Consider the following 24,192-nt stretch of genomic DNA (forward strand, 5'->3'; position numbering starts at 1 on the left):
ACACTAAAGTGCATAGTTTTAACTACTTCTGAGACCAATAAAAAATGAAACAACTAATACAGGAAGTGAAACCCATAGTCCATTGATCCATTCTCCATCGTTCATGAAATTAATACCATTAATAGCAAGTACAATTGATATTAAAAGTGCGGACAAACCATAACTATCAAAATCGCAAATTAAAATGTCGTTTTTGAGTAATCTTTTATTACGCAATAGAATAAGCGCTAAAAGCCAACCAACTCACGACTATTTGCTATTGACTGCTGACCATTTAACCCTATCCCCTTGGGCTGCATTTTTCTTTCAAACGGCATACTAAACTTACCATCTGGTTCAATGATCAAACGATGGTTAAGTTCTGGAAAATCTATACGAGTAAGGTCTTTAATTTTATGAATAACGCCATGACTATGGTCGTAGGTCAGTGCTACATTTTTTATTTGCTTGAAAGGGATAATCTCACCTTTTACAAATTCGCCACTTCGAGTTGTATATACTTTTATGATTGGTGTTAATGCATTGGGACCTGTAAGGTTAAATCGCGAATAGGTGGCAAAATTACCCATGCTATAAATAATAAATCTGTTATTATAGATCTCCATGGCTCGGGTAACATGGGGGCCATGACCAAAAATAATATCTGCCCCAGCATCAATCATGGCGTGGGCAAACTCGTACACATTACTGCGATTTTCGCCATAAAACACTTCTTTTTCACGGGTTACGTGCTGGTGTTTGGCTCCCTCTGCTCCACCATGAAAGGACACTATAACAATATCGCAGGAGTCCTTTAGGTGTTTAACGATTCGGATGGCGTTGGGTAAATCATTGATATCCACCGTTCCTGTGTTAGGGGAAAATCCGGCCATTCCTATTTTAAGTCCCTTGGCAGTAATCGTATCTGTTGGTTTATCTAACAGTCCGGCCCAGGCTATATTCATTTTATCTAAATGATATCGGGTGGTAGTCATACCCAACTGACCAAAATCGCGAATATGGTTATTGGCCATATTCAGAAAATCGAAACCCATTTCTTTCAGTGTCAATCCGTATTTCTCAGGCATTTTAAAGGCGTAACATTTGGTGGTATCTTTACATCGTTTAACTACAGGACCTTCATCTAACAAACAGGTTTCCAGATTACCGAAGGTTACATCTCCGCTCTTGAGATAAGGAATCGCTTCCGACACGTAAGGCAAAGGGTCGTTATTGGGTGGCAAATATTCTTTCTTCGGAAAATCGGTTCCCAACATCATATCGCCCACTCCAATAAATGAAATTAAAGTATCGTTTTGTGCCTGAACAACAGATAGTCCAGCAAAAAGGGAAAGAGTAAGTATAAAAAGTAACCTCATAGTTTAAATAATTTGACTTCAAAAATAAGATTAATGCGACAGAGAACTTACTTTTAACAAAAAAAGTTCAACTCGATAATGGATTCAATATGAATAGCCCAATACGAAGTGCAGGGAACACAATAATTCACCTTTTTACAAGCACAAAGAGCTTGAATAATTAGAAGTTATTTTCAAGATGAATGGACAACGATATCAATTCACATTTCAAACATTTACTTTACACCAAAACTTTGTAAAAAATCTGCCAGCACCACCTCTCTGTTTAAATTCATTTTTTTACGTAGCCTACTTCGTGTGGTATTAATTCCCTCTACCCCAATACCCATTATCTGCGCCATATCTTTGCTCGAAAATCCTAAGTTAATAAATGCACAAATTTTTAAGTCGGTGGCTGTTAACTTAGGAAACTCAGCTTGCAACGAAGTATAAAACACATTATTCACTGCTGTAAAATGCGTTTCGAACTCTTTCCACTTCTTCGATTTATCGAAATTAAGCGATTTAATAATTTGCTTAATAATAGGAACATTCTCCTTTTTCACTTCTAAGGATTCCAGTTTCTTTTTAATTTCCTGCTGTTGCGTATCTCGTTCAATCAGTTGCAAGGCAGATGAAAGCAACTCCTTATTTTTTATTTCAAGAATAGCATCTTGCTGTTGCTTTAAATATTTTTGCTCTAGATAATACGCCTGTGCCTTTCGTTTAAAATACAACCAAATTAACACTACAATTATTAAAAGAAGAAAACATGCCACCAGCAACTTAACCAACCAAAATTGTTTTTCCTTTTGCAACATGGCCAGCTTCTGCGATTTTATTTCTTCCTCATGATTTCTTAATTGCATTTCGTATTGGTCCTTAATCTCAAATAACTTTTTATTCTGCGCACTGGTGCTACTAAAAACACTATCGCTTAAAGCTTTTGCTTGCACTATATAATCATACGCCAACTGAGCATTTCCTTCTTTTGCATAAATATCCGAAAGACCATTGAGTATATCCACTTTGTTAGATATATGAACTTTATGAAAATCTATCAGATCTATAGCCTTATGATAAAAATAGATGGCAGAATCAGCTTGGCTTTTACGCTGGTAGTAACGCCCTCGATATTCGTACAGCAGACAAAAAACACTGGCCTTTTTATTCTCAAATGCCAAATTCACCTCATGCATAATAGCATCAGCCTCCTTTAATTTGTACATTTTAATATATAATTGAGCCAACTGAAGTTTGGTATAATGCTGCTTATGCCTATCGAAACCCTCGCGCTGAAATAACTCTAAGGCTTTTAATATATGTCCTTCTGCTTTACTCAGATTTTGGCTCGTCTCTGTTTCTAACCATCCTCTATACGAATGTAATCGCCCCTCAAAGTCAGCCTTCTTTATTTCATCCTCAACGTAGGCATCTATCAACTGAAAAGACTTATCAATCGTTTTCTCTGCCGTTACAAACTGCTCATAAATCATGTATAACGTAATTATCTTCTGCAGTAAAATAATATGCTGCTCTGCGTACTTAGAAGATTGAACGTAAGGCAACAAACCCCAGGCAACATCATACGATTTTTGATACTGAGCAATACCCGAGTAAATACTGACTTGTTGTTGTTTAATTTTTATTATCTGAACAGTATCCTTTTGCGCTTCAAAAAACGCTATGCACTCATTGTAATATTCCAAAGCTTTGGGTGCATCCGAATAACGAAATTGCTCAGCCTTTTTCAGGATAGAATCAGCCTCTTTTTTAGTTAATGATTTTGCTTCCGACAACTGAAAACAAAAAACTAACAAGCCACATAACACAAACCATCTACTTTTAAAAACTGCAAGATGCATAAATTGCTAATCATTTATTAGTGAGGATGTAAATATAAACACAAATACCCATTGCTTATATGAATGAGCCACATTTTTATTTTTTGCTTAGCTTAAACTATGCCTAAATATTTTAACTTTAGATGAATAAGAATGTCCTTTAAGCTCAATTAAAAAATGCGAAACAAAAGTTTACATCATGAAATTTAATTACACGAAGAATCTTACTTTATTAATCACTGCTTTAACGCTTCTATTTAGTAGCTGTGTTCAACAAAAAGAAACCAGTTCAACTCCTCCTTTCTCAAGTCCTGAGCTAGATGCTAAAGTCGAAAAGCTCATGTCGACCATGACACTCGACGAAAAACTTGCTCAAATTGAAGGTATTCGCCCCATGGATATTATGGAAGATGGAAAAATATCGCTTGAAAAATGCAGAGAGGTGATACCTCATGGAATTGGTCATTTCTGTCAATTTTCATCTGGCCTAACCATGAGCCCCAACGAACTTAGGGATTTTGTTAGAGAGATACAGCACTATTTAATGACAGAAACCAAGACTAAAATTCCAGCTATCTTTCATGAGGAAGCCATTACCGGTTTCTCTACACAAGGAGCTACTACCTATCCACAACAAATAGGTATGGGCTGTGCTTGGAATCCGGATTTGATAAAGAAAATCACCAATACTACACGATTAAATATGAGGGCCGCAGGTGCTACGTTTGCCCTTTCCCCTATGTTAGATATCAGCAGGACTGCTCATTGGGAACGAATTGAAGAAAGCTATGGAGAGGACGCCTACTTAACTTCGCGCTTAGGTGTAGCTTTTATAAAAGGTTTACAAGGTGAGGATTTAAGTACTGGCGTGGCGGCTACCACCAAACACTTTGCTGGTTATGGTACACAAAACGATAATCCTAAAGAATTATACGAAGAATATATTATGCCGCACGAAGCTGCCTTTAAAATAGCGGGTGCCAAAAGTGTGATGCCATCGTATGGAAAATATAAAGGGAAAGCCGTGGCTATCAGCAACGAAATGCTTACAGATATTCTTCGCGATCATTTAAAATTTGATGGTTTAGTGGTAAGCGACTACGGTGCCGTTAACTTAGTTTACAAAGGGCACAAGCAAGCCAAATCGTCTAAAGAAGCAGCGGTTCTTTCTTTAAAAGCAGGTATCGATCTTGAATTAGCCAAACCCATTGCTTTCCCATTGTTACCTGAAGCGATTGAAGAAGGAATGATTACTATAGAAGAGGTTGATGCGGCTGTAAAACGCTCACTCATTATGAAAGCTAAATTGGGCTTACTGGATGAAAAACCACAAATTGGTAAAGATGGTGATTTAGATTTCGACCCGCCAGCTTATCGTCAGTTGGCTTATGAAGCGGCTTGTCAGTCAATTGTTCTATTAAAAAATAATGGAGTTCTTCCATTAAAAAAGGAAGTGAAGAAAATTGCCTTGGTAGGTCCTAATGCAGCTACCGTTCAAAATCTTTTGGGCGATTATACTTACCAATCTATGATTTCATTTTGGTGGAGCACTCCCTTTGACCCGAACAACCCAAAATTAGTTAGCTTAAAAGAAGGATTGCAAAACAAATTAGCCAGCGATATTCAGGTACAACACGAAAGAGGTTGCGATTGGAGTACTCCTCTAGAAATGGAAGTGAATACAGATGGGCTAGGCGACGACCGCTTGAGCAAAATAAAAATTCTGGCCATAAAAGGTCTGCCTCAACCAGATTTAGATAATGCGGTAAAAATTGCTTCTGAGAGTGATGTAATTATTGCTGCTGTTGGCGAAAATTTATATTTATGTGGCGAAGGCCGTAAACGAAAAGGCATTAAATTACCCGGCGAACAGGAGCAATTTGTTGAAAAACTATTGGCAACCGGAAAGCCTGTTATCCTTGTCATGTTTGGTGGACGTCAACAAGTAGTGAGTAAGCTTGAAGATAAATGTGCTGCTATTATTCAGGCATGGTTTCCTGGAGAGGAAGGTGGAAATGCTGTAGCCGACATTATTGTTGGAAATGTAAACCCTTCCGGAAAACTTTGTGTCACCTACCCAAGTTCTGAAGAAAAACAGGAGATCAATTATAAATCGGGATATAACACCATTACACCTCAATATCCTTTTGGTTACGGGCTTTCATACACGCAGTTTAACTACTTCGATTTGACATCACAACCAAGTGCAAAACTTACAGATGAGTTTCTTCAAATTTCGTGTAAGGTAAAGAATACTGGCTCCATGGACGGTACTGAAATTGCCCAACTTTATTTATCGCCTTTAGATGCTTCATCCACTATGAAACCAATTCAATTAAAAGGATTTCAGAGAGTAGAATTAAAAACTGGAGAAGAAAAACAAATCACTTGGAAGTTCTCTCCGCAACAATTGGCACAGTTTAAAAATAATCAATGGGTATTAGAAGGTGGCCAATACGAATTTAAAATTGGTGCATCCAGTACAGACATCAGATTAACCACTGTTGTTAATATTGAAGGAGATAAGCAAGTATTAGAAAACGGTCGAACTGTCTTCTTTTCGGTAAATCAGTAATATCTATATGATGAATAAAATACTTATCACATTATTTTTTTCGCTCCTACTATCTATAACCTTTCAATCTGCTCTTTTTTCTCAAGACATTGAGCGCACAAGGCCTGCTGAATGGGATGGACTGGTAGAGGGAGCTAGATTTATGGATCGTTTTTTACCCATGCCCGCTGTGGGTGAGTTATCATCCGAAAATTGGGGTGCCGATGGGGTTAACCCCCGTTACACGGATAATGGAATAGAAGACAACACTTGGTCGTATTGGGGCGGAAATATTATTCAAGATAAAGATGGTAAATATCATCAGTATTTATGTCGCTGGCGCGAAGATGCTCCCAAAGGACATATGCAATGGCCACATTCGCATGTGGTGCACGCCATTTCTGATAACAAATTGGGACCATTTAAGGTCGTTGATTCCATAGGTAAAGGTCATAACCCAGAAATTCAACAGTTAAAAGATGGTCGTTATTTTTTATATGTCAATGGAGGGTACTATTTATCTCATTCACTTGATGGGCCATGGCAGTATAACAAATTTACTTACGATCAGCGTCAAAGGCCTATTTTTGACCACTTAGCCAATTTTACTTTTGCTAAACGCGAAGATGGCTCTTTTTTAATGGTTTGTCGAGGAGGAGGAATTTGGTTAAGTCCAGATGGACTTCCTCCCTACTTTCAGGTCAGTGAAAAAAGCGCTTATCCACCTTACGATGGCCGCTACGAAGACCCTGTGGTTTGGCGAACAAATATTCAATATCATATGATTGTAAATGATTGGCTAGGAAGAATAGCTTATTACCTGCGATCAAAAGATGGAATTAACTGGAAACTTGATGCAGGAGAAGCCTACGAACCCGGAATTGCTCGTCATAAAAATGGCCATATTGAAAATTGGTACAAGTTTGAACGGATTAAAATGCTCCAAGACGAATATGGTAGAGCCATTCAAGCTAATTTTGCTGTTGCCGACACCATCAAAAAGCAAGATCTGGGAAGCGACAAGTACAGCTCAAAGAATCTGGGCATTCCATTAACCATTGGTCGTTTAATTAGTATTTTAAATACAGATAAAATAGATAGCCAAACGGAAACTATTGAAGTATTGGTAAAAGCGGAAGACGGTTTCAACCCTCATCGCGACATGAATATTAAGTCATTAAGATTCGGTGCCAGTGAAACGGTTAATTTTGGCAAAGGTTGTAAAGTGATTAAAACAGAAAAACAAGGTGAGAACTTAATACTCATTTTTGACGCAGAAGGCCACGACTTTAACTATGAAAATTTTGCGGCTAAACTATTAGGCAAAACCCGAAAAGGAAAATTACTATTTGGCTACGCACGTTTACCTTGGTTAAATTACCAACAACAAGCGTTGTCTGCAAAATATCCCGGGTTGACCTTAAACGGTAAAAAACTAAAAGTAGATGTCGAGATTCAAAACTTTGGACAAGTAAACTCAGTGCCCTCCGATGTTAAAATTGAGTATAATAAAAATGGACAATGGCATAAATTAGTAACAGGTAAAGTACCTGTTTTAAAACCATTTGAAAAAAATACGCTTAGTTTAAATACAACTAAATTTGCCCAAAGTGGCGAACCAGCCTTGGTTAGAGTTACCTTGCTTCAACCACAACAAAAACCAATAATACTCGAAGGTAAAGTCATCATTAGATAATCTTAAAACACATAATAAAAGTCGGTATTGTTATTGCAAAACAATATCGACTTTTATTATTTTACATCCCCAATCTGCATCTCATCATTCTATTCATTGTACTTTTATTAAAAATGAAGTAATATTGTTGTTGGAAAACAATATTGGCTATTAAGTAATTGCTAATAGCAAACAACCAATGACAATTATAACATGCCTTACAAACAGCCAAAAATAGAAAAGATGTACTACACTATTGGTGAAGTAGCTAATATGTTTGATGTTAAAACTTCATTAATTCGTTTTTGGGAAAAGGAGTTTGCCATTATAAAACCTTTTAAAAACAAAAAGGGCAATCGCTTATTTACACCAAGCGATGTCGACAATTTTCACCTGATATTTCATTTGGTGAAGGAAAAAGGCATGACTTTAAAAGGAGCGCAGAAAAAACTAGAAGAAAACCACGACGATACGGTCAATAATTTTGAGGTAATATCAAAACTTAAAGACATTAAATCGGTTTTACTTGAAATGAAAGAAAATCTGGAGAAAGATGACGAACTAAAGGCTGATAGTTAAAACCTTCCTTTCATTTTTCACTCATCAGATCCAACTTACTTATTTTATGCAAATAAAAGATATCACTCAAATATTGGAGGACTTTGCCCCTTTGTCCTTTCAGGAAAGCTATGATAATGCAGGGCTTATTATTGGCAACAATAAAACTGAAGTTTCGGGCGTATTAATCTCCTTAGACATTACCGAAGAAGTAATTGATGAAGCCATAGAGCTAGGCTATAACTTTGTTTTAGCTCATCATCCCATTGCCATGGGCGGTGTAAAACGTTTTAATGGAAATAACTATACTGAGCGAATAATTATCAAAGCCATTAAAAACGATATTGCCATATATGCTGGTCACACTAATGTGGATAGCGTACTTCAAGGGGTAAACGGAAAAATTTGTGAGAAGATTGGTTTGAAAGATTGCAAAATTCTTGACCCTAAAAAAAATGAGCTTTTTAAAATAGTTTGTTTTGCTCCTGCAGATAAAGCCGAAGAAGTAAGATCTGCAATGTTTAATGCAGGTTCGGGCAATATTGGTAATTACGACTCGTGTAGTTTTAATATTGAAGGCAAGGGTACATTTAAAGCAAACAGCAGCGCTAATCCTTATGTAGGAGAAAGAGGCAAATTACATACTGAAGATGAAATTCGTATTGAAACGGTCGTCCCTGCTCATTTGAAAAGAAAAGTAGTTTCTGCTATGATAAAATCGCACCCATACGAAGAAGTAGCATACGATATTTATGCTTTAGATAATATTTATGAACAAGCAGGTTCTGGTATGTATGGCGAATTAAAAACGGCCGAAGATGAATTGACTTTTCTGAGAAGAATAAAGGAAACTTTTGGTGCTGGAACGGTTAGATATACCAATCTTTTAAACAAACCCATTAAAAAAGTGGCCGTTTGTGGAGGAGCTGGAAGTTTTTTAATTAATAAAGCCAAAAGTGTTGGAGCAGACATTTTTATTAGCGGAGACTTTAAATACCACCAGTTTTCGGATGCTGAAAACGAAATAATTATAGCCGATATTGGGCACTTTGAAAGCGAACAATTTACTAAAGAAGTTTTTTTTGAGCTACTTACAAAAAAAATACCTAATTTTGCGGTTCGTTTATCGAAAGTAAATACAAATCCTATTAAATATTTGTAGCAGAATGGCAAAGAAAAATCAAAACGCTGAAATGTCTGTAGAAGAAAAGTTAAAGGCATTATATGACTTACAAAAAGTGGCAACTGAGGTTGACAAGATTAGAACACTTAGAGGTGAGTTACCACTTGAAGTACAGGATTTGGAAGACGAAATTGAAGGTCTTGAGACCCGTATTTCCAATTACGACAATGAAGTAAAAGCGTTAAACGATTCTATTTCTGGAAAGAAAAATGAGATTAAAGAATCGGGTGTACTAATTAAAAAGTACGAAGCCCAACAAAATAACGTTCGTAATAACCGCGAATTTGACTCATTGTCTAAAGAAATTGAATTCCAAAAGCTTGAAATAGAATTAAGCGAAAAAAGAATTAAAGAGTTTGCAGCTGAACTTAAAAACAAAGAAGCTGTTATTGGTTCTTCGAAAGAACTTTTTGAAGATAGAAAAGCTGACCTTGCAGCCAAAAAGAAAGAGCTTACTGATATTGTAGGTGAAACTCAGGTTGACGAGGAAAAGAAAATTGAAAAAATTGCTTTAATCGAAAGTAATATTGACGAGCGCTTGTTAACTGCATTTAAACGTATTCGTTCTAATGCTATCAACGGCTTAGCTGTTGTAACAGTTGAGCGTGATGCTTGTGGAGGTTGTTTTAATAAAATTCCACCGCAGCGTCAGTTAGATATTAAATCGCACAAAAAAGTAATCGTTTGTGAGTACTGTGGTCGTATTTTAGTAGATGCCGAAATTGACCAAGAGCCTGTTAAAGAATAATCGAAAGATTTTAATATATATGAAAGGTCACTTTTTTAAGTGGCCTTTTTTATTGCTTCACATTTCCTTTCTCACTATGTTTGTTATACCAACATTATTTCGGAATTAACTCTAAATAATTTAAGAGGTTTAGCATTTAATCAAGGTAAAAAGTAAATGCATAAATATGCTGAAGCTTTTTAAGAAGAGTTTATGCTAAAGAATAAAATTATTGAGCTAATTGGAATGTAATATTGGTATCTGTCTAGAACACAAACTATAAATTTCTTGTTTTGAGAATAGCTGTCGTTAACATACTTACTGCAATTATCTTATTTATTGCAGCACCGCAAGGCTATGCTCAACACTCACCTATCTTTGAAGAGACTTTACATGCGTTGTTAAATCTCAACCAACAGACATCGGACTCTCTATTACCGAAAAACACCTCAGCAGAACAAGCCTATTTAAAGCATTATAATTTATTCATTAATACAATGATTAAGAATGGTGCTACAGAAGAGTACGAAAACCGTTTTAAGGCGTTTAATGATACTTTACTGAAGTACGAAAACAAAAGACAAAGCAACTTTGCTTTTTTATCTGAAATGCACTTACAAAAAGGAATAATTGAGTACAAAAAAGACAAAGGTGGAGCGGCTGTATTTTCATTTTACAAGGCCTATAAATATTGGAAAAAGAGCACAGAACAATATCCTAAATATTTGGGCAATCTTAAATTAAATGGCATATTCAACCTACTCATGAGCAATATGCCACAACCGTATAAAAAATGGGCAGGATGGATTGGCTTTGAAGGAAATCACAAACTCGGCATAACTTATCTACAACAATACGTCAAAGAAACTAATACACAACTCGGCTCTAGTCAAGAAGCATTAATTTACTTGGGATTCTCCTACCTTAAATTCTTGGATGACCAACTGTTGACAAGTGAATATATTTTAAATCATATAGGCAATGAGAATCTTCCTTTAACCCAGTTTGTAATTTCACGATGTGCCTTTAAAATACGAAAACCTCAATTGGCTATTGAAAACATTAAATGCATTGGTGAAAATTCAGGATTACCTTTTTGCTATTTAAAAGGAAAATGGGCCGTTTTTAACCAAGACAGTGTGGCATACCAATATCTTAATCGTTATATCCTTGAAGTTAAGTCTGAACAGTTTAAAGCAGATGCGCACCGATATCTTAGTTGGCTTCATCTTTTAAATGGAGACACCATACGATATCAACAACAGAAAAATATCATTAAACAGCATGCCAACTTTCCAACTAGTGAGGATAAACAAGCGCTTTACGAGAGCAATTTAGCTATACCCAATGTACAACTATTAAAAGCTCGCCTTTTATTTGATGCAGGCTCATATCAAAAATCTTTGGAGTGTTTAATGGATATTACACCTGACGAATTAACACTAGCGACGCATAAGGTTGAATTTCAATATAGAATAGGAAGGTGCTATCACCTACTACAACAAAATGACAAGGCTATATTTCACTATAGCGAATCGATAAAACTTGGCGACGAAGATGTTCGGTACTACGCACCTTATGCAGCGCTTTACGCCGCTGAATTGGAAATAGCAAACAACACTACTCATGCTAAGTTTTTTATGGAGGAAGCAAAACGATTGAACAATGGTGAGTACAAAAACTCCATTGAGCAAAAACTAGCGCATCTTTCGAAAATACTAAATCTATAAACTAAAAATATTTTAGGCTAACTACTAAAGCTTTCTCAAAAGTTTAGCTAATAGGCTAACTTTCCGTATTTGCAGCAAACTACTCTGTTACAAACTCCTTTCTATATCAGGCATTCACTCAGTATATGAACTACTTATGAGCATTATTTTTATATAACTATTTTGAATATTTATATTTTTATTATTAACTTACCTACACTTAAGTAAAACTAAACCACATAACTATGAAAGCGACTTTACTTTTATGTATTGCATTTTTTATTTCTACGTCTGCAATAAGTCAATTATCTATTGACCAAACAGGAGCCAATTACACCATCGATTTTGACAATTCAGTATCAGGAATCAACGATGGAGCATTTGCGGGTTCAGGATTTACACCAACTCCATCAACTGGTCAATTAAATTCGAATGGAATTATTGCTACTGGTCTTTCTGATGGAGATATTAATTTTGGAGACTCAAATGAAACAGCTGATTTTGCCAGAGGCACTTCTAATGGTGGTATAGGAACTGGGGGAATTTATTCCTTTGAAACAACTACTAATAATTTCGCTTTGGGTATTCAACCAATTGGCTCAGACTTTACGCCTGGATCATTTATTATAAAAATATTCAATAATACAGGTCAGGAAATTAACGCCATTACCTTATCCTATGATATTTTAGTATATAACGACCAAAACAGAGCTAATAGCTTTAATCTCGCATATTCTACAGACAACAACTCCTACACTAACATTAGTGACCTTGATTATACTTCGCCAGAAGCTGCGAATGGGTCACCATCATGGATTATGACAAACAAAAACACCACTATCTCAGAAACTATTAGTGATGGAGGTTTGATGTACTTAAAATGGAATTCTGATGATGTGAGTGGCAGTGGTTCAAGAGATGAATTTGCATTAGATAATATTATTGTAAATGCATCCTTATCTAACAACATTAAAAATGTAGAGCATCCCTTAAAAGTATACCCTACGCCATTTAATAATCACCTTACAATCAAAGGCAACAACATTGAATCTGTAACATTAATTGACCTAACTGGAAAAACTATCCTTCAACGAGAAAAAATATCTGCTACGGAGATGATTTTACCAACAAGCCAACTTTCAAATGGTATTTACTTAGTACGGATTGCAAAATACAATGGTACTATTATCACTAAAAAAGTGATGAAAAAATGATTCAAATAACAACACCGTACGACTTTTTCCTTGCGGTGATATCATTTAATCTGCCACCTGATGCCCCACTTTTGTAATAATCAGATATAGTATTGAAAAGCCAATTACAACCAGTAACCAAGAAGGCACTCCAAAGGCTCCCGGAATGGTTCCTATAATTAATGATACTGCGCCTACAACAAGTGCATAAGGCAACTGCGTTCGTACGTGAGCTAAATGGTTACACGAACTTGCCAAAGAACTTAATATCGTAGTATCTGAAATAGGTGAACAATGGTCTCCTAAAACAGAACCTGCTAATACAGTAGAAACAACATTATAAAAAATGGGTAATGCAGTATCTAAATCAAGACCTGCATCCATCGAAATCTTCCAGCATGCAGGTAATATCAATGGATAAATAATAGCCATCGTTCCCCACGAAGAGCCTGTACTAAATGCAATTAATGCAGAAAAAACAAAAGCCAATGCAGGCACCCACTGCGGACTAAGCTCTATGCTTCTCATCGCATCTGTAATAAATGAAGCAGTATGTAAATCCTCTGTAATTAAAGCAATACTCCATGCTAACACCAAAACTAATACTGCGTTAAACATTGTTTTAAAACCATTAATCAGTCCCTCAATAGCATCTCTTAAATTTAATATTTTTTGAAAAGTAGAAAGTAGCAATGCCGCCAATACTCCTCCTAACGAAGACCAAATTAATGCTTTAAACGAATCTGCATTTCCTATAATCACGGATAGTTTAGTGCTAATACCAATAGAACTGTCTTTCCAAATTGTGGCATCAAAACCTGTATAAATCAATCCAACAATGGTTCCTATAACAACAATCATGACAGGAATAAAAGCATTATACCAACGACCTTTTACATCGCTACTAACTTCAATTTCCTTAACTATTTGGGGCGTATGCGTTGGTTTATTTAAATCCCTTACTCCATCACGTCTTGATCTTTGTTCAGCCTTGAGCATCGGTCCAAAGTCTCGTTTCTTTAGAATTAACATCAATACAAAACCTAAAGTAAAGATTGGGTAAAAGGCATAATTTAAAGAATTCAAAAATACTTGATATGCCGACTTTTCGATACCCAATTGGTTAATCCCCTCACTGATATAACTTAATTCGGCACCAATCCATGTGGTTATAAATGCGATAGATGCAATAGGTGCAGACGTTGAATCTACAATGTAGGCGAGTTTTTCTCTTGAAATTTTCAGTTTGTCCGTCACAGGACGCATGGTATTGCCCACTACCAATGTATTGGCATAATCATCAAAAAATATAATTAATCCCATTAACCAAGTAATAAATTGACCTGAGCGCGGACTCTTGGCATATTTAGATAGAATATTGACTACCCCTTTCATTCCTCCATTCAGCGTAATTAAGGCTACCATTCCTCCTATCAACATAGAAAAAATAATAATTGAGAGATGGTCTGAATCCAATAGCGCAGATAAAGCATAGGTATCTACCACACTAAACAGGCCTTTGAACAAGCTCATAAAAAAAGAAAAACCTTTATATTTCCATATGATGGTAGTTCCAACCATTAAACCAACAAACAAAGATGAGAATACTTCCTTGGTGAGTAAGGCCATTAAAATGGCTATTAAAGGTGGCAAAATGGAAAACCAGAGCGGAATTGGATGTAACGGAATAGAATCCTTTTTTTGACGCCCCACAAAAACACTTAACTCCGACTTACCTTTAGGGTGGATAGTTGCGGACAGTATATTTTGTGACCAACTGTAATCGATTAGCTCATCATTCAGTTTAACTTTAACTTCACTCTTTAACGAATCTGGTAAATCCTTAAAAACAATATTAAGCTCCGTATCCACTGACGAAACTAATATATCTGGCAACTGAATATCAAACGATGATTTTTCGGCGTATAGACCACTAAAAAAGGAGGTCAGAAAAATAATTAGTAGTGTTCTTACAAAAGGCATCCAACAATAATTAGGTTAATGATAATGTTAAAGGCAAATATAACTGAATCTTTATTTAGTCACCATGACATTTGAATCTAACTTGAATATCAGCTTTTTAATAAATAAATAGGTTCTATATTTTTCATCACACTTCACTTAATACATTAAAAATCAGGAAATAATTTTTATTAAAGCGGATTAATTATTAATTTGAGGTTAAGATTTTTACAATTATGAGGCAAATAGATTTTAATATTTTCGAAACCCAATTGCCAAAATTACGGCCTACTAAAGGAAGGATTCTCATTGCAGACCCATTTTTAAAAGGCCCATATTTTGGGAGGTCTATCGTATTAATAACGGAGCATGGCACACAAGGTGCTGTAGGTTTTGTCCTAAATAAAACCAGTAATGTTTATCCCGATGAAGTAATTGATGATTTATTATCGTTTAAAGGAGAGCTATTCATTGGCGGTCCCGTTTCATCTGATACGCTTCACTTTATTCATACCTTAGGAAATAAAATTCCGGGTTCTATAAAAATTACCGATACCATTTATTGGGGTGGAGATTTCGAAAAGCTTAAAGAACTCATCAATGAGGATAAAGCTAATTTTAAGCAGGTAAAGTTTTTTGCTGGTTACTCAGGTTGGTCTGGTCAACAATTAGAAGACGAAATTGATGAAAGCTCTTGGATTGTAACTGAGATAGATGACAATATGATTATGAATAATAGCACTTCTGACATCTGGAAAAATACGATTGAAAGCCTTGGTGATGTGTATAAAACTTGGTCAAGCTTTCCTGAAGACCCAACCTACAACTAAACTTACCAAAAGTTTACTTGTAGGTATACTCATTTAATGCTTGATGAATCGTTTTAGTGAGCTGACAAAAATACCTTTTATCTTTGAATCCAACCACCCACTGAATCCCCTGTATTGCATTGCTTATAAAAACTTCGTCCGCTGCGAGTAAATCATCCTCGCTTGCTCCCTGCACCTCAATTACATTTGCTATGTTTCTCTCCTTAATCATACTTACAAGCACCTTCCTCATCACCCCATCCACACAAGCAGAATATACCGATGGCGTAAAAATCAATCCATCCTTTATCCAAAATAAATTAGAGCTATTGGCCTCAATAATTAATCCTTTATCATTTAATAGCAAGCAATCGTCCCAAGCATTTTCCTTTTTAAAAGAAGCTGCCAAAACATATTGCAATGAGTTCCCATTTTTAAAGAAAGAAATCGGGCTATATTGTTTCTTCATTTCTGGATAAGTACCAACTAACAAGCCCTTTTCATTTAAAACGTAGCTATTATCAACAAGCTTAGACGATTCAACGAGAACGTTTACAGTATTTTTATTAGGCGTATATAATCCTTCTCCATCACGAAACACTTGCAACCTGACTCTGGAAGCTCCAAAACTCTTTTCTTTTTGTAATAATTTTACGATTAACTGCTCTAATTCATCCTGTCTTGGTAAAGATGAAATATCCATCTTTAAATTCATCATCGCTTTTATCAAGCGCTTATAATGGAGTTGAAAATGCAAAGGGTAATGCCCACTACAGCGAATCGTTTCAAAAATAGCATCTCCATATTTAAAAGCCCTATTATTAAAAGTAATAGGCACCTGATTAACAGGATAAACCTTGCCGTTATAGCTGACAAAATCAGACATAATTATTCGCTTAATGATATTATTTCGCTAACGATTCTATAGATAGAAGTATTTTTATCCACCTTAAAACAAGCCTTCAATCCTGCTGCTTTACCTGCATCAACATCTCGTTGCGCATCTCCTATTAAATAGGATTGATTAGCATCAATACATACCTCATCAAAGGCTTTCAATAGCATACCAGGTTTTGGCTTACGGCAATCGCAATCTGAAACAGAATCATGGTGCGGACAATAATATATCGCATCAAACTCAGCACCTTTTGCCTTTAAGTGAAACTGCATATATTCATGCAGCCCTTCAACATCCTTCGTAGTATATTCACCTTTTGCAACACCACCCTGATTGGTAATTAGAATTATCTTAAAACCAGCATCTTTTAATAATAGAATAGATTTTTCAATATCTGGATTGAAAATAAAATCCGCTCTGCGAAAAACATAATAATGTCCTTCATCACTATTCACAACTCCATCCCTATCTATAAATACAGCCTTATTCATCTTAAAATGAAATTAGTTTTTGAATGAAATCGAGAAATAAAGATGGCTTGTAAATGATAGGAAATATAAACCCGAACACAGCTCCCCAAAAGTGCGCATCATGACCTACATTATCCATATTTTTTTGCGACATATACTTGGAGTAAATCAAATACAATATTCCGAAAACTATTCCTGGTATCGGAATAGGAATCAGCATTAAATATAAAGGATTATAGGGGTCGAAAAATATACTGGCAAAAACAACTGCTGATACAGCACCAGAAGCCCCAACTGCACTATAGTAATGGTTGTCTTTTTCTTTAAATAAAGAGTATAAGCTAGAAAAAACTAAACCCGAGAAGAACAATAATAAAAACATAACAATACCCCTCCCTGAAAAAGCATCATTAAAATAATATATAACCGCCTGACCAAATGAATACAACACAAACATATTCACAAGCAAGTGAGGCCACGATCCATGTAAAAAACCATGCGATACTAAACGAATATATTCCTTTCGATGCATAATCATATATGCATTGAATTTGTATTTATTAAAAATATTTTGTTGACTAAAAGCAGTCACGCTGATAATTACAATGACTCCTATTAGGATAATTAGTACGTTCATAAATGAAAATAATAGATTTCGAAATCAGTAATGAAAACTATAAACAGGTCTTACCGACTAGTGCATTATTTTAAAAATCATTTCTTTCAACAAGTCTCCTGTATCGGCAGAAACATTACCAAAGCCCTTACTCTTCATATCAAATTCGCGTAGTATTGAAATTACAGAAACTACCTTGCGACCAGAATAATTACGTGCCCCTATTGCATAATCTTGTACAAAGTATGGGTTAATACCTAATTCCTTAGCAACATTTGCTTTACCTTTATCTCCCAAGTAATAGTAAATCATTAGTTTTGAAAAATAATTAAACAACACAGAAATGGTAGCCTGAATGGGATGGTCTTTCGGGTTTTTAGCAAATACTTTGATAATTTTATTGGCCTTAAGAATATCCTTAGCAAGGATGGCTTTCTGTAATTCAAAGCTATTATAATCCTTACTCAAGCCAATATTTTTTTCTATATGCTCTGGCGTAATTTGAGTAACGCCTGCACCTACAGCTACTTTAAGTTTATCTAGCTCCTTAACTATTTTAGATAAGTCGGTACCTAAAGCATCCGCCAAAAGCGAACTGGCCTTCATGTCAATAGCTAAGTTCTCCTGTTTTAAATAACCAGTAATCCAGGCGGAAACCTGGTTATCGTACATTTTTTTGAATTCGAAAATACCATTACTTTTCTTCAGAATCGTTCCTAGCTTTTTCCTTTTATCTAGCGTTTTGTACTTATAATTAACCACCAAAATAGTAGAACTCAGAGGGGCACTGGCATAATGCTGTAATTCTTCAATTTTATCCAAAGACTGTGCTTCTTTAACTACGACAACTTGATATTGAGACATCATTGGATACCTCCTAGCAGCCATAACAATAGTAGCGGCATCAACATCTTTACCGTAGTAAATAGATTGATTAAAGCCCTTCTCCTCTTCGGTTAAAACATTATCAATAATATAATTTGTTATTGCGTCAATATAATAAGTCTCCTCACCCATTAAAAAATAAATGGGTTTGAACTGGCGGTTTTTGAGGTCCGCCATTATTTGCTGAAATTCCTTCATAAAAGCATCACTTTGACGCAAAAATACTATTAATTATCAAACAATAGGTGCTTCACCGATTTTCCTCCAGAACTGATTTCTTTTAAGGAGTCAATTCCAATTTGAAGATGCTGTTCTACATACTCTACCGTTACTTTTTTATCGCTTGCATCTGTTTTAATACCAGTTGAAATCATCGGTTGATCAGAAACCAATAGCAATGCACCTGCAGGAATTTCGTTTACAAAACCTACTGTAAAAATAGTAGCCGTTTCCATATCAATGGCCATGGCTCTGGTTTTTTCGAGATAGCGTTTAAAACGCTCATCGTATTCCCAAACTCTTTTATTGGTAGTAAAAACAGTACCTGTCCAATAATCACGAGCATTATCCCTGATGGTGGTAGATACCGCTCTTTGTAAACTAAAAGCAGGCAACGCAGGAACTTCGGCTGGCAAATAATCGTTCGATGTTCCTTCATTTCGGATAGCCGCTAAAGGAATGATTAAATCTCCTAACTGATTTTTCTTTTTCAGTCCGCCACACTTGCCTATAAACAATACTGCTTTGGGCGATATAGCGCTTAATAAATCCATGATAGTTGCCGCATTAGGGCTTCCCATTCCAAAATTAATGATAGTTACTCCATCGGCACTCGCATTTGGCATATTACTGTCTTCTCCAACAACAGGAACATTATGCCATTCTGCAAACAAATCAACATAATGCTGAAAATTAGTCAACAATATATATGGGGTAAAATCTTCTAATTTCCTATTGGTATATCGCGGAAGCCAATTATCCACAATCTCTTTCTTTGTCTTCATACTTATATATTTTTACCAAAAATTAAAAGCTATTGTTTTAATTTTCGTTTAAATGTATTACAAAAATAAACTTTTTCATAAACCGACCAATTGGTCTAGTGTTAATTTATCTTTAATCATTATCAATAATAGTGTCCTCTATTTAATATATCTTTGCATACCATGGACTACATGCAAGAGCTCAATTTACCTAAATATCAGTTTTCAACCTCCATAACAGAGGGAAAAGTAAAGATTTTTGATCGGATACGAAAAAAGAAAGTAGCACTAACTCCAGAAGAATGGGTGCGTCAGAATTTTATTGCCTTTTTAATCGAAGAAAAAGGTTTTCCTGCTTCATTAATTGCAATTGAAGCTAAAGTTAATGTAAATGGCCTATCACAAAGAGCAGATATCGTGGTTTACAATCGACTTGGTCAGGCTATTTTTATCGTAGAATGCAAAGCCCCTTCCGTTAAAATAACACAAGACACGTTTGCACAGGCTTGTCGATACAACATCATTTTACAGACTCGTGTAATATGTGTTACGAATGGTTTAAACCATTATTGTGCTTTATTAGATAGTTCGGGAACCCAATATAATTTTTTAGAAGAAATTCCTCTATACGATCAATTGAAAACTAGATAAGTTTTATACACTAGGAATTTATTAATTGATAGAATCCTTCATCCACATAATTACGACCAACTTTCCGCCACTTTTTTCGGACTCCAGTTTGTTCAAAACCATTTCTTTCAAACAGGCGAATACTTTTCTCATTATTACATGCAACAGAACAATACAATTGCATTATTCCTAAAGTGTTAAAACAATAATGGATAAACAGTTTTAATGCCTCTGATGCGAAGCCCTGTCCTTCAAAATCTTTATGAACCATGATTCCAACCCCTGCCCTATTATGATACGGATCAAAATCAAACAGATCAATCATCCCCAAAGGCTGAGGATGATCTTCTTCTGTTTCTATAATAAGCTTAAGCTCTTTTGATTGATAAATATCCAAGTTAATGGCTTGGATGTATTGATTTAGTTGGTGTTTTGAAAATGGCTTCAGCGTATCGGAATATACCCATAAAGCCATATCATTTTCCCAACGGTATAATACATCAACGTCTTTTGGCTCTATAGCTCTTAAAGCAACATTCTTGCTCACCTTACTCAGCAGCTTTCATTTCATCCAACTGCCAGAAATAACGTACAAATGGGTCATCATACCCTGTTGCTTCGTTTACTTCCTGCTTCACTTTTTTGGCGTCTTTAAATGCTTTGAAACTACCATATACATATCTATAGTTTCCGTCTTTACACTTATAAACCATTATTTTATTAACATCAAGATTTTTGTACTTATCGTAGTTCTTCAAAGGTTCCTTTAATGTAACAAACTGAACTGTATATTTTCCACCTACAGCCTTTTCCCCTGTATTAGAGCCTGTATGAATTCCTTCAGTTGGTGTATCTTCTGGTTTCTCTTCAGGATACAATCCCGTCACAGCAATCTCACCATGGTTATATGATTTTTCTAGGAATGAATAAGTCATATCACGACCAACTGTAATATCTTTATTTAAAGGTTTAATACTCGCACCTTCATAGCTTATATCATACGATTTATCCGCTTCAAGAATAAGCAGATACTCACCAGAAACTGGATTTGGTCTATACTCTCCAACTAACTCTTCCTGACCTTTTTCTTTTACGTTAATGACTACCTCGTCCCAAGGATATTCTCTTCCTGCATTTAACTTTCCTTTTATAACAGCTAGCCTATCAATTTCTGGTTCTTCATATTCAATCATATATAAATCAGATCCACCATAGTTTTCTTCAAAACGCGAAGATGCTAAGTAAGCTCTGTTTTCAGCTACTGTCGGCACAAAAAAGAAATCATCATCAGGCGTATTGATTGGGTAACCCATGTTCACAGGCTCAGACCAACTACTATCCGCATTCATCTGACTAAAAAAGATATCGAACTTACCCATTGTTTTATGTCCTTCAGAACTAAAAAATAATGTTTTACCATCAGGGTGAATCATCGGCGTTTCCTCATCTAATTCGGTATTAATATCTGCACCTAAGTTTCTTGGTATTCCCCATTGACCATTAGGCAATTTTCGAACCATGTAAATATCCAAACCACCTTCTCCACCTTTTCTATCACTGGTAAAAAACAACACAGATTTATCTGCATTTATCGAAGCGTGCGTTTCGTTATATCGACTATTAATTCCTTCAGGAAGCATAAATGGCTCACTCCATGTTTCTCCATCAAATTCGCTAACATATAAATTCTGTCCATCAAAATCACTTCTTAACAAATACAACTCTGATCCATCAATAGATAAGCAAACCCCAGACTCGTGCGCATCTCTTTTTAGAACTGAAGTTACCTCTTCTGCTTCTCCCCAATTATCCCAAATATTAAATGCCGAATAAATTTTCTCTGTAAACTGTCCATCAGGCATTATTTGTGAGTATGATGACTTTCTTCTAGAAGTAAATAACATGATTGTTTCGTCAGCATCAACTAGTGGACTATGATCATCATAAGTAGAGTTAATATCTTTTCCTAAGTTATGCACTTCTAACTTAACTGGGTTACTAACTAACTCTATGGCGTTATTCGCGATTTCAATCTCCTTATTAATCGTCGTCTTCAACTGAACTTGTTCCTCATCAATAAAACCTAAAACTTTATTATAAGTAGCGATGGCCTCATCAAACTTGTATAAAAGTTGATTTGATTTAGCCTGAGACAAGTGCAACTCAATACCTATATCGGTATTCCACATATCATCCTCTAACTGAGCAATACCTCTATCAAAGTATGCTACCGCAGAATCCTGCTTTCCAGTATTCTCATAACAATACCCTAGATTATAAAGTCCGTTTAAATTATTTGGCTCTTCCTCAAGCACTTTTTTAAACAAAGGTATAGCTTGTTTATAATCTCCATTTTGGGAGAAATTTACAGCTCTTCCAAACAGCTTTGGCACACTGGAGCTTTTTTGAGCAGAAATCGAAATTGTTACAAATAAAACAATAAACGTTAATAGATTGGTTTTTAGGAACATTGTTATGAGTTTTCAAAATTTTCAACGAAGGTACAAAAATAGCTCAATATAGCACAAAAGCTTTGTATATAACTCTTTAACTTACCTTCATCTTGATTTAATTATCTTTTTTAAGCACTATTGGATCTAAATAAAATGTATATTTTTTTCGAGCAAAAGACCTACGCGAAGGAATTTTAAAATCCTTTAATACAGATTTATATCCATCCATCTCCAGCTCCATATTATATTCTCTGCCTGAAGGAATGATAAAGATATATTTTCCATTATTTGGCGACGGCCTATACACCCCTACCTTTTCTTTAGTTTTAGCATCATAAACTACAAGCTTAGCATTTTCTGCAGGCTCTCCATCAGGCATAAAAACAAAACCTCCTACAACCGTTAAGGCATTAGGATGGTCACCAGTAAATTCTATTAAATAAATATCAGAACCTCCAAATCCATCGTCTCTTTTTGAGGCATAATAAACTCTTTGCTCATCAATGGTTGGCGCAAAAAACAAATCATCAAAAGGCGTATTAATTGGGTATCCTATATTCTCAACACCTCCCCAAGTTCCTTCTTCATCACAAGCAGCCTTAAAGATATCAAAACCACCCATAGAGTTATGTCCCTCTGAACTAAAATACAATATACCACCTTTGGGATGAACGTATGGACTCTCCTCATCAAATATAGTATTTACTTCATCTCCTAGGTTTATAACCTTACCCCATTCGCCACTAGGCAACTTGCTTACTTTATAAATATCCTTACCGCCAAAACCGCCAATTCTGTCACTTGTAAAAAACAAAGTGTTCCCATCCATCGAAAAAGAAGCATGTGTTTCATTCGCCATGGTATTTATTGGCGATGGCAATTTTTCGAGCTCACCCCACTTATCGTTCTTTAATTTGCTGGTATAAATATTCCCAACGATACCATCATTTTGATATATCAACAATGTACCACCATCAGGAGATATTCCTATGGTTGCATTATTACCAGCAGTATTAATACCAAGAGCTCGCGTAGTTATCCATTTTTTATCTCTCCACAAAGAATAGTATACATTCTCGTTATATAAACCTCCAGGTTTTTTATACGATACTTCTGTTTCTCTATTGGAGGTAAACAACAACAAATCCTCCACTACATTAACAATAGGACTGTGCTCATCAAACTCTGTGTTAATAACAGGACCTAGGTTACTTATTTTAAACTCTACAGGATTCTTTTTTAATAAGATGGCATTGTTCACGTATCGAATTTCTCTTTCAATTCGTTCAACAGCTTCCATTCTTTTTTCTGGAATTTGAGATATCAGATCCTGAAAAGTAGATAATGCTTCTTCAAATTGGAAATTCAGGTGATACGCTTGCCCCAAATAAAAACGTGCCTCAATCGCCTCAATACTATTTTTATCAACTATAGGATATTGCGGAATAGCTTTATTTAAAACTTCAATACTTTGTTTTATTCTAGCCTCCGAAAACAAAAAGCACTCGCCCGCTTTAAACTGAACAAAAGCATCTTCCGGATATTCTTTCAATAGTACATCATAAATCTCTGATGCATTCTTATAATTCTCGAATTTTAAAAATTCATCAGCCTTTACAATTTCTTTTTTGTACTCCTTGAGTTGAGCATTTAACTCAACTACAGACAAAAGGAAAAGTAGTACAATCCATATATTCTTCATAAGA

Annotated in this window: 20 protein-coding genes; 9 read left to right on the forward strand and 11 right to left on the reverse strand. The window is 35.4% G+C overall.

Translation table 11 applies throughout. The annotated features are described in order from the left end of the window. Positions 1-227: 227 nt before the first annotated feature. Together A8L32_RS17475 and A8L32_RS17480 are read right to left on the reverse strand one after the other, a co-directional pair. A complete protein-coding gene (locus A8L32_RS17475) occupies positions 228-1,358 on the reverse strand; it encodes a CapA family protein (protein ID WP_075591077.1) in 1,131 nt (376 codons plus the stop codon). 215 nt (positions 1,359-1,573) lie between these two features. Further along, positions 1,574-3,202 carry a helix-turn-helix domain-containing protein gene (locus A8L32_RS17480; RefSeq protein ID WP_075591078.1) on the reverse strand — a complete coding sequence of 543 codons (1,629 nt, stop codon included), beginning with the start codon at positions 3,200-3,202 and terminating at the stop codon, positions 1,574-1,576. A gap of 178 nt (positions 3,203-3,380) precedes the next feature. Between A8L32_RS17480 and A8L32_RS17485 the strand changes: the two genes are divergently transcribed. From A8L32_RS17485 to A8L32_RS17515, 7 genes are all read left to right on the forward strand, one after another. After that, positions 3,381-5,756: a glycoside hydrolase family 3 N-terminal domain-containing protein gene (locus tag A8L32_RS17485; protein ID WP_075591079.1), complete on the forward strand. Its 2,376-nt coding sequence runs from the start codon at positions 3,381-3,383 to the stop codon at positions 5,754-5,756. Positions 5,757-5,763: 7 nt separating this feature from the next. Next, positions 5,764-7,431 (forward strand): glycoside hydrolase family protein, encoded by a 1,668-nt coding sequence (locus A8L32_RS17490; RefSeq protein WP_198931808.1) that lies wholly within the window; start codon positions 5,764-5,766, stop codon positions 7,429-7,431. A gap of 222 nt (positions 7,432-7,653) precedes the next feature. Continuing rightward, positions 7,654-7,989: a MerR family transcriptional regulator gene (locus A8L32_RS17495; RefSeq protein ID WP_233145499.1), complete on the forward strand. Its 336-nt coding sequence runs from the start codon at positions 7,654-7,656 to the stop codon at positions 7,987-7,989. A gap of 46 nt (positions 7,990-8,035) precedes the next feature. Continuing rightward, positions 8,036-9,130, forward strand: coding sequence for a Nif3-like dinuclear metal center hexameric protein (locus A8L32_RS17500; protein ID WP_075591082.1), 1,095 nt, complete (start codon positions 8,036-8,038; stop codon positions 9,128-9,130). Between the two features lie 4 nt (positions 9,131-9,134). Further along, the gene (locus tag A8L32_RS17505; RefSeq protein ID WP_075591083.1) at positions 9,135-9,899 is read left to right on the forward strand and encodes a zinc ribbon domain-containing protein; all 765 of its coding nucleotides are present in this window, start codon (positions 9,135-9,137) and stop codon (positions 9,897-9,899) included. Positions 9,900-10,171: 272 nt separating this feature from the next. Further along, positions 10,172-11,608, forward strand: a complete 1,437-nt coding sequence (locus tag A8L32_RS17510; RefSeq protein ID WP_075591084.1) for a hypothetical protein — start codon at positions 10,172-10,174, stop codon at positions 11,606-11,608. A gap of 224 nt (positions 11,609-11,832) precedes the next feature. Next, positions 11,833-12,801 carry a T9SS type A sorting domain-containing protein gene (locus A8L32_RS17515; RefSeq protein WP_075591085.1) on the forward strand — a complete coding sequence of 323 codons (969 nt, stop codon included), beginning with the start codon at positions 11,833-11,835 and terminating at the stop codon, positions 12,799-12,801. Positions 12,802-12,846: 45 nt separating this feature from the next. Here the strand turns inward: A8L32_RS17515 and A8L32_RS17520 are convergent, their stop codons facing one another. Then, positions 12,847-14,763: a Na+/H+ antiporter NhaC family protein gene (locus A8L32_RS17520; RefSeq protein WP_075591086.1), complete on the reverse strand. Its 1,917-nt coding sequence runs from the start codon at positions 14,761-14,763 to the stop codon at positions 12,847-12,849. 215 nt (positions 14,764-14,978) lie between these two features. On the opposite strand from A8L32_RS17520, the gene A8L32_RS17525 reads away from it, so the two are divergent. Then, complete coding sequence (locus tag A8L32_RS17525) at positions 14,979-15,572, forward strand: YqgE/AlgH family protein (RefSeq protein ID WP_075591087.1); 594 nt, start codon at positions 14,979-14,981, stop codon at positions 15,570-15,572. A 13-nt stretch (positions 15,573-15,585) separates the two neighbouring features. Here A8L32_RS17525 and A8L32_RS17530 read toward each other — a convergent pair whose 3' ends face one another. The 5 genes from A8L32_RS17530 to A8L32_RS17550 are packed head-to-tail and all read right to left on the reverse strand — an operon-like array spanning position 15,586 to position 19,424. Further along, entirely contained in the window at positions 15,586-16,437 is an 852-nt protein-coding gene (locus A8L32_RS17530; protein WP_075591088.1) for an aminotransferase class IV, read from the reverse strand. Between the two features lie 2 nt (positions 16,438-16,439). After that, positions 16,440-16,940: a D-glycero-alpha-D-manno-heptose-1,7-bisphosphate 7-phosphatase gene (locus A8L32_RS17535; RefSeq protein ID WP_075591089.1), complete on the reverse strand. Its 501-nt coding sequence runs from the start codon at positions 16,938-16,940 to the stop codon at positions 16,440-16,442. A gap of 1 nt (position 16,941) precedes the next feature. Continuing rightward, positions 16,942-17,556, reverse strand: a complete 615-nt coding sequence (locus tag A8L32_RS17540; RefSeq protein WP_075591090.1) for a rhomboid family intramembrane serine protease — start codon at positions 17,554-17,556, stop codon at positions 16,942-16,944. 57 nt (positions 17,557-17,613) lie between these two features. Then, a complete protein-coding gene (gene holA, locus A8L32_RS17545; protein ID WP_075591091.1) occupies positions 17,614-18,618 on the reverse strand; it encodes a DNA polymerase III subunit delta in 1,005 nt (334 codons plus the stop codon). 29 nt (positions 18,619-18,647) lie between these two features. Beyond that, positions 18,648-19,424: an AMP nucleosidase gene (locus tag A8L32_RS17550; RefSeq protein WP_075591092.1), complete on the reverse strand. Its 777-nt coding sequence runs from the start codon at positions 19,422-19,424 to the stop codon at positions 18,648-18,650. A gap of 162 nt (positions 19,425-19,586) precedes the next feature. On the opposite strand from A8L32_RS17550, the gene A8L32_RS17555 reads away from it, so the two are divergent. After that, positions 19,587-20,054, forward strand: a complete 468-nt coding sequence (locus A8L32_RS17555; RefSeq protein WP_233145500.1) for a type I restriction enzyme HsdR N-terminal domain-containing protein — start codon at positions 19,587-19,589, stop codon at positions 20,052-20,054. A gap of 10 nt (positions 20,055-20,064) precedes the next feature. Here the strand turns inward: A8L32_RS17555 and A8L32_RS17560 are convergent, their stop codons facing one another. From A8L32_RS17560 to A8L32_RS17570, 3 genes are all read right to left on the reverse strand, one after another. Next, positions 20,065-20,580: a GNAT family N-acetyltransferase gene (locus tag A8L32_RS17560; RefSeq protein ID WP_075591093.1), complete on the reverse strand. Its 516-nt coding sequence runs from the start codon at positions 20,578-20,580 to the stop codon at positions 20,065-20,067. A 1-nt stretch (position 20,581) separates the two neighbouring features. Beyond that, positions 20,582-22,504: a tetratricopeptide repeat protein gene (locus A8L32_RS17565; protein ID WP_075591094.1), complete on the reverse strand. Its 1,923-nt coding sequence runs from the start codon at positions 22,502-22,504 to the stop codon at positions 20,582-20,584. Positions 22,505-22,601: 97 nt separating this feature from the next. Then, on the reverse strand, positions 22,602-24,188 hold the full coding sequence (locus A8L32_RS17570) for a tetratricopeptide repeat protein (protein WP_075591095.1): 1,587 nt from the start codon (positions 24,186-24,188) through the stop codon (positions 22,602-22,604). Positions 24,189-24,192 lie beyond the last annotated feature (4 nt).

Source organism: Labilibacter marinus (genome assembly GCF_001659685.2).
GTDB lineage: Bacteria > Bacteroidota > Bacteroidia > Bacteroidales > Marinilabiliaceae > Saccharicrinis > Saccharicrinis marinus.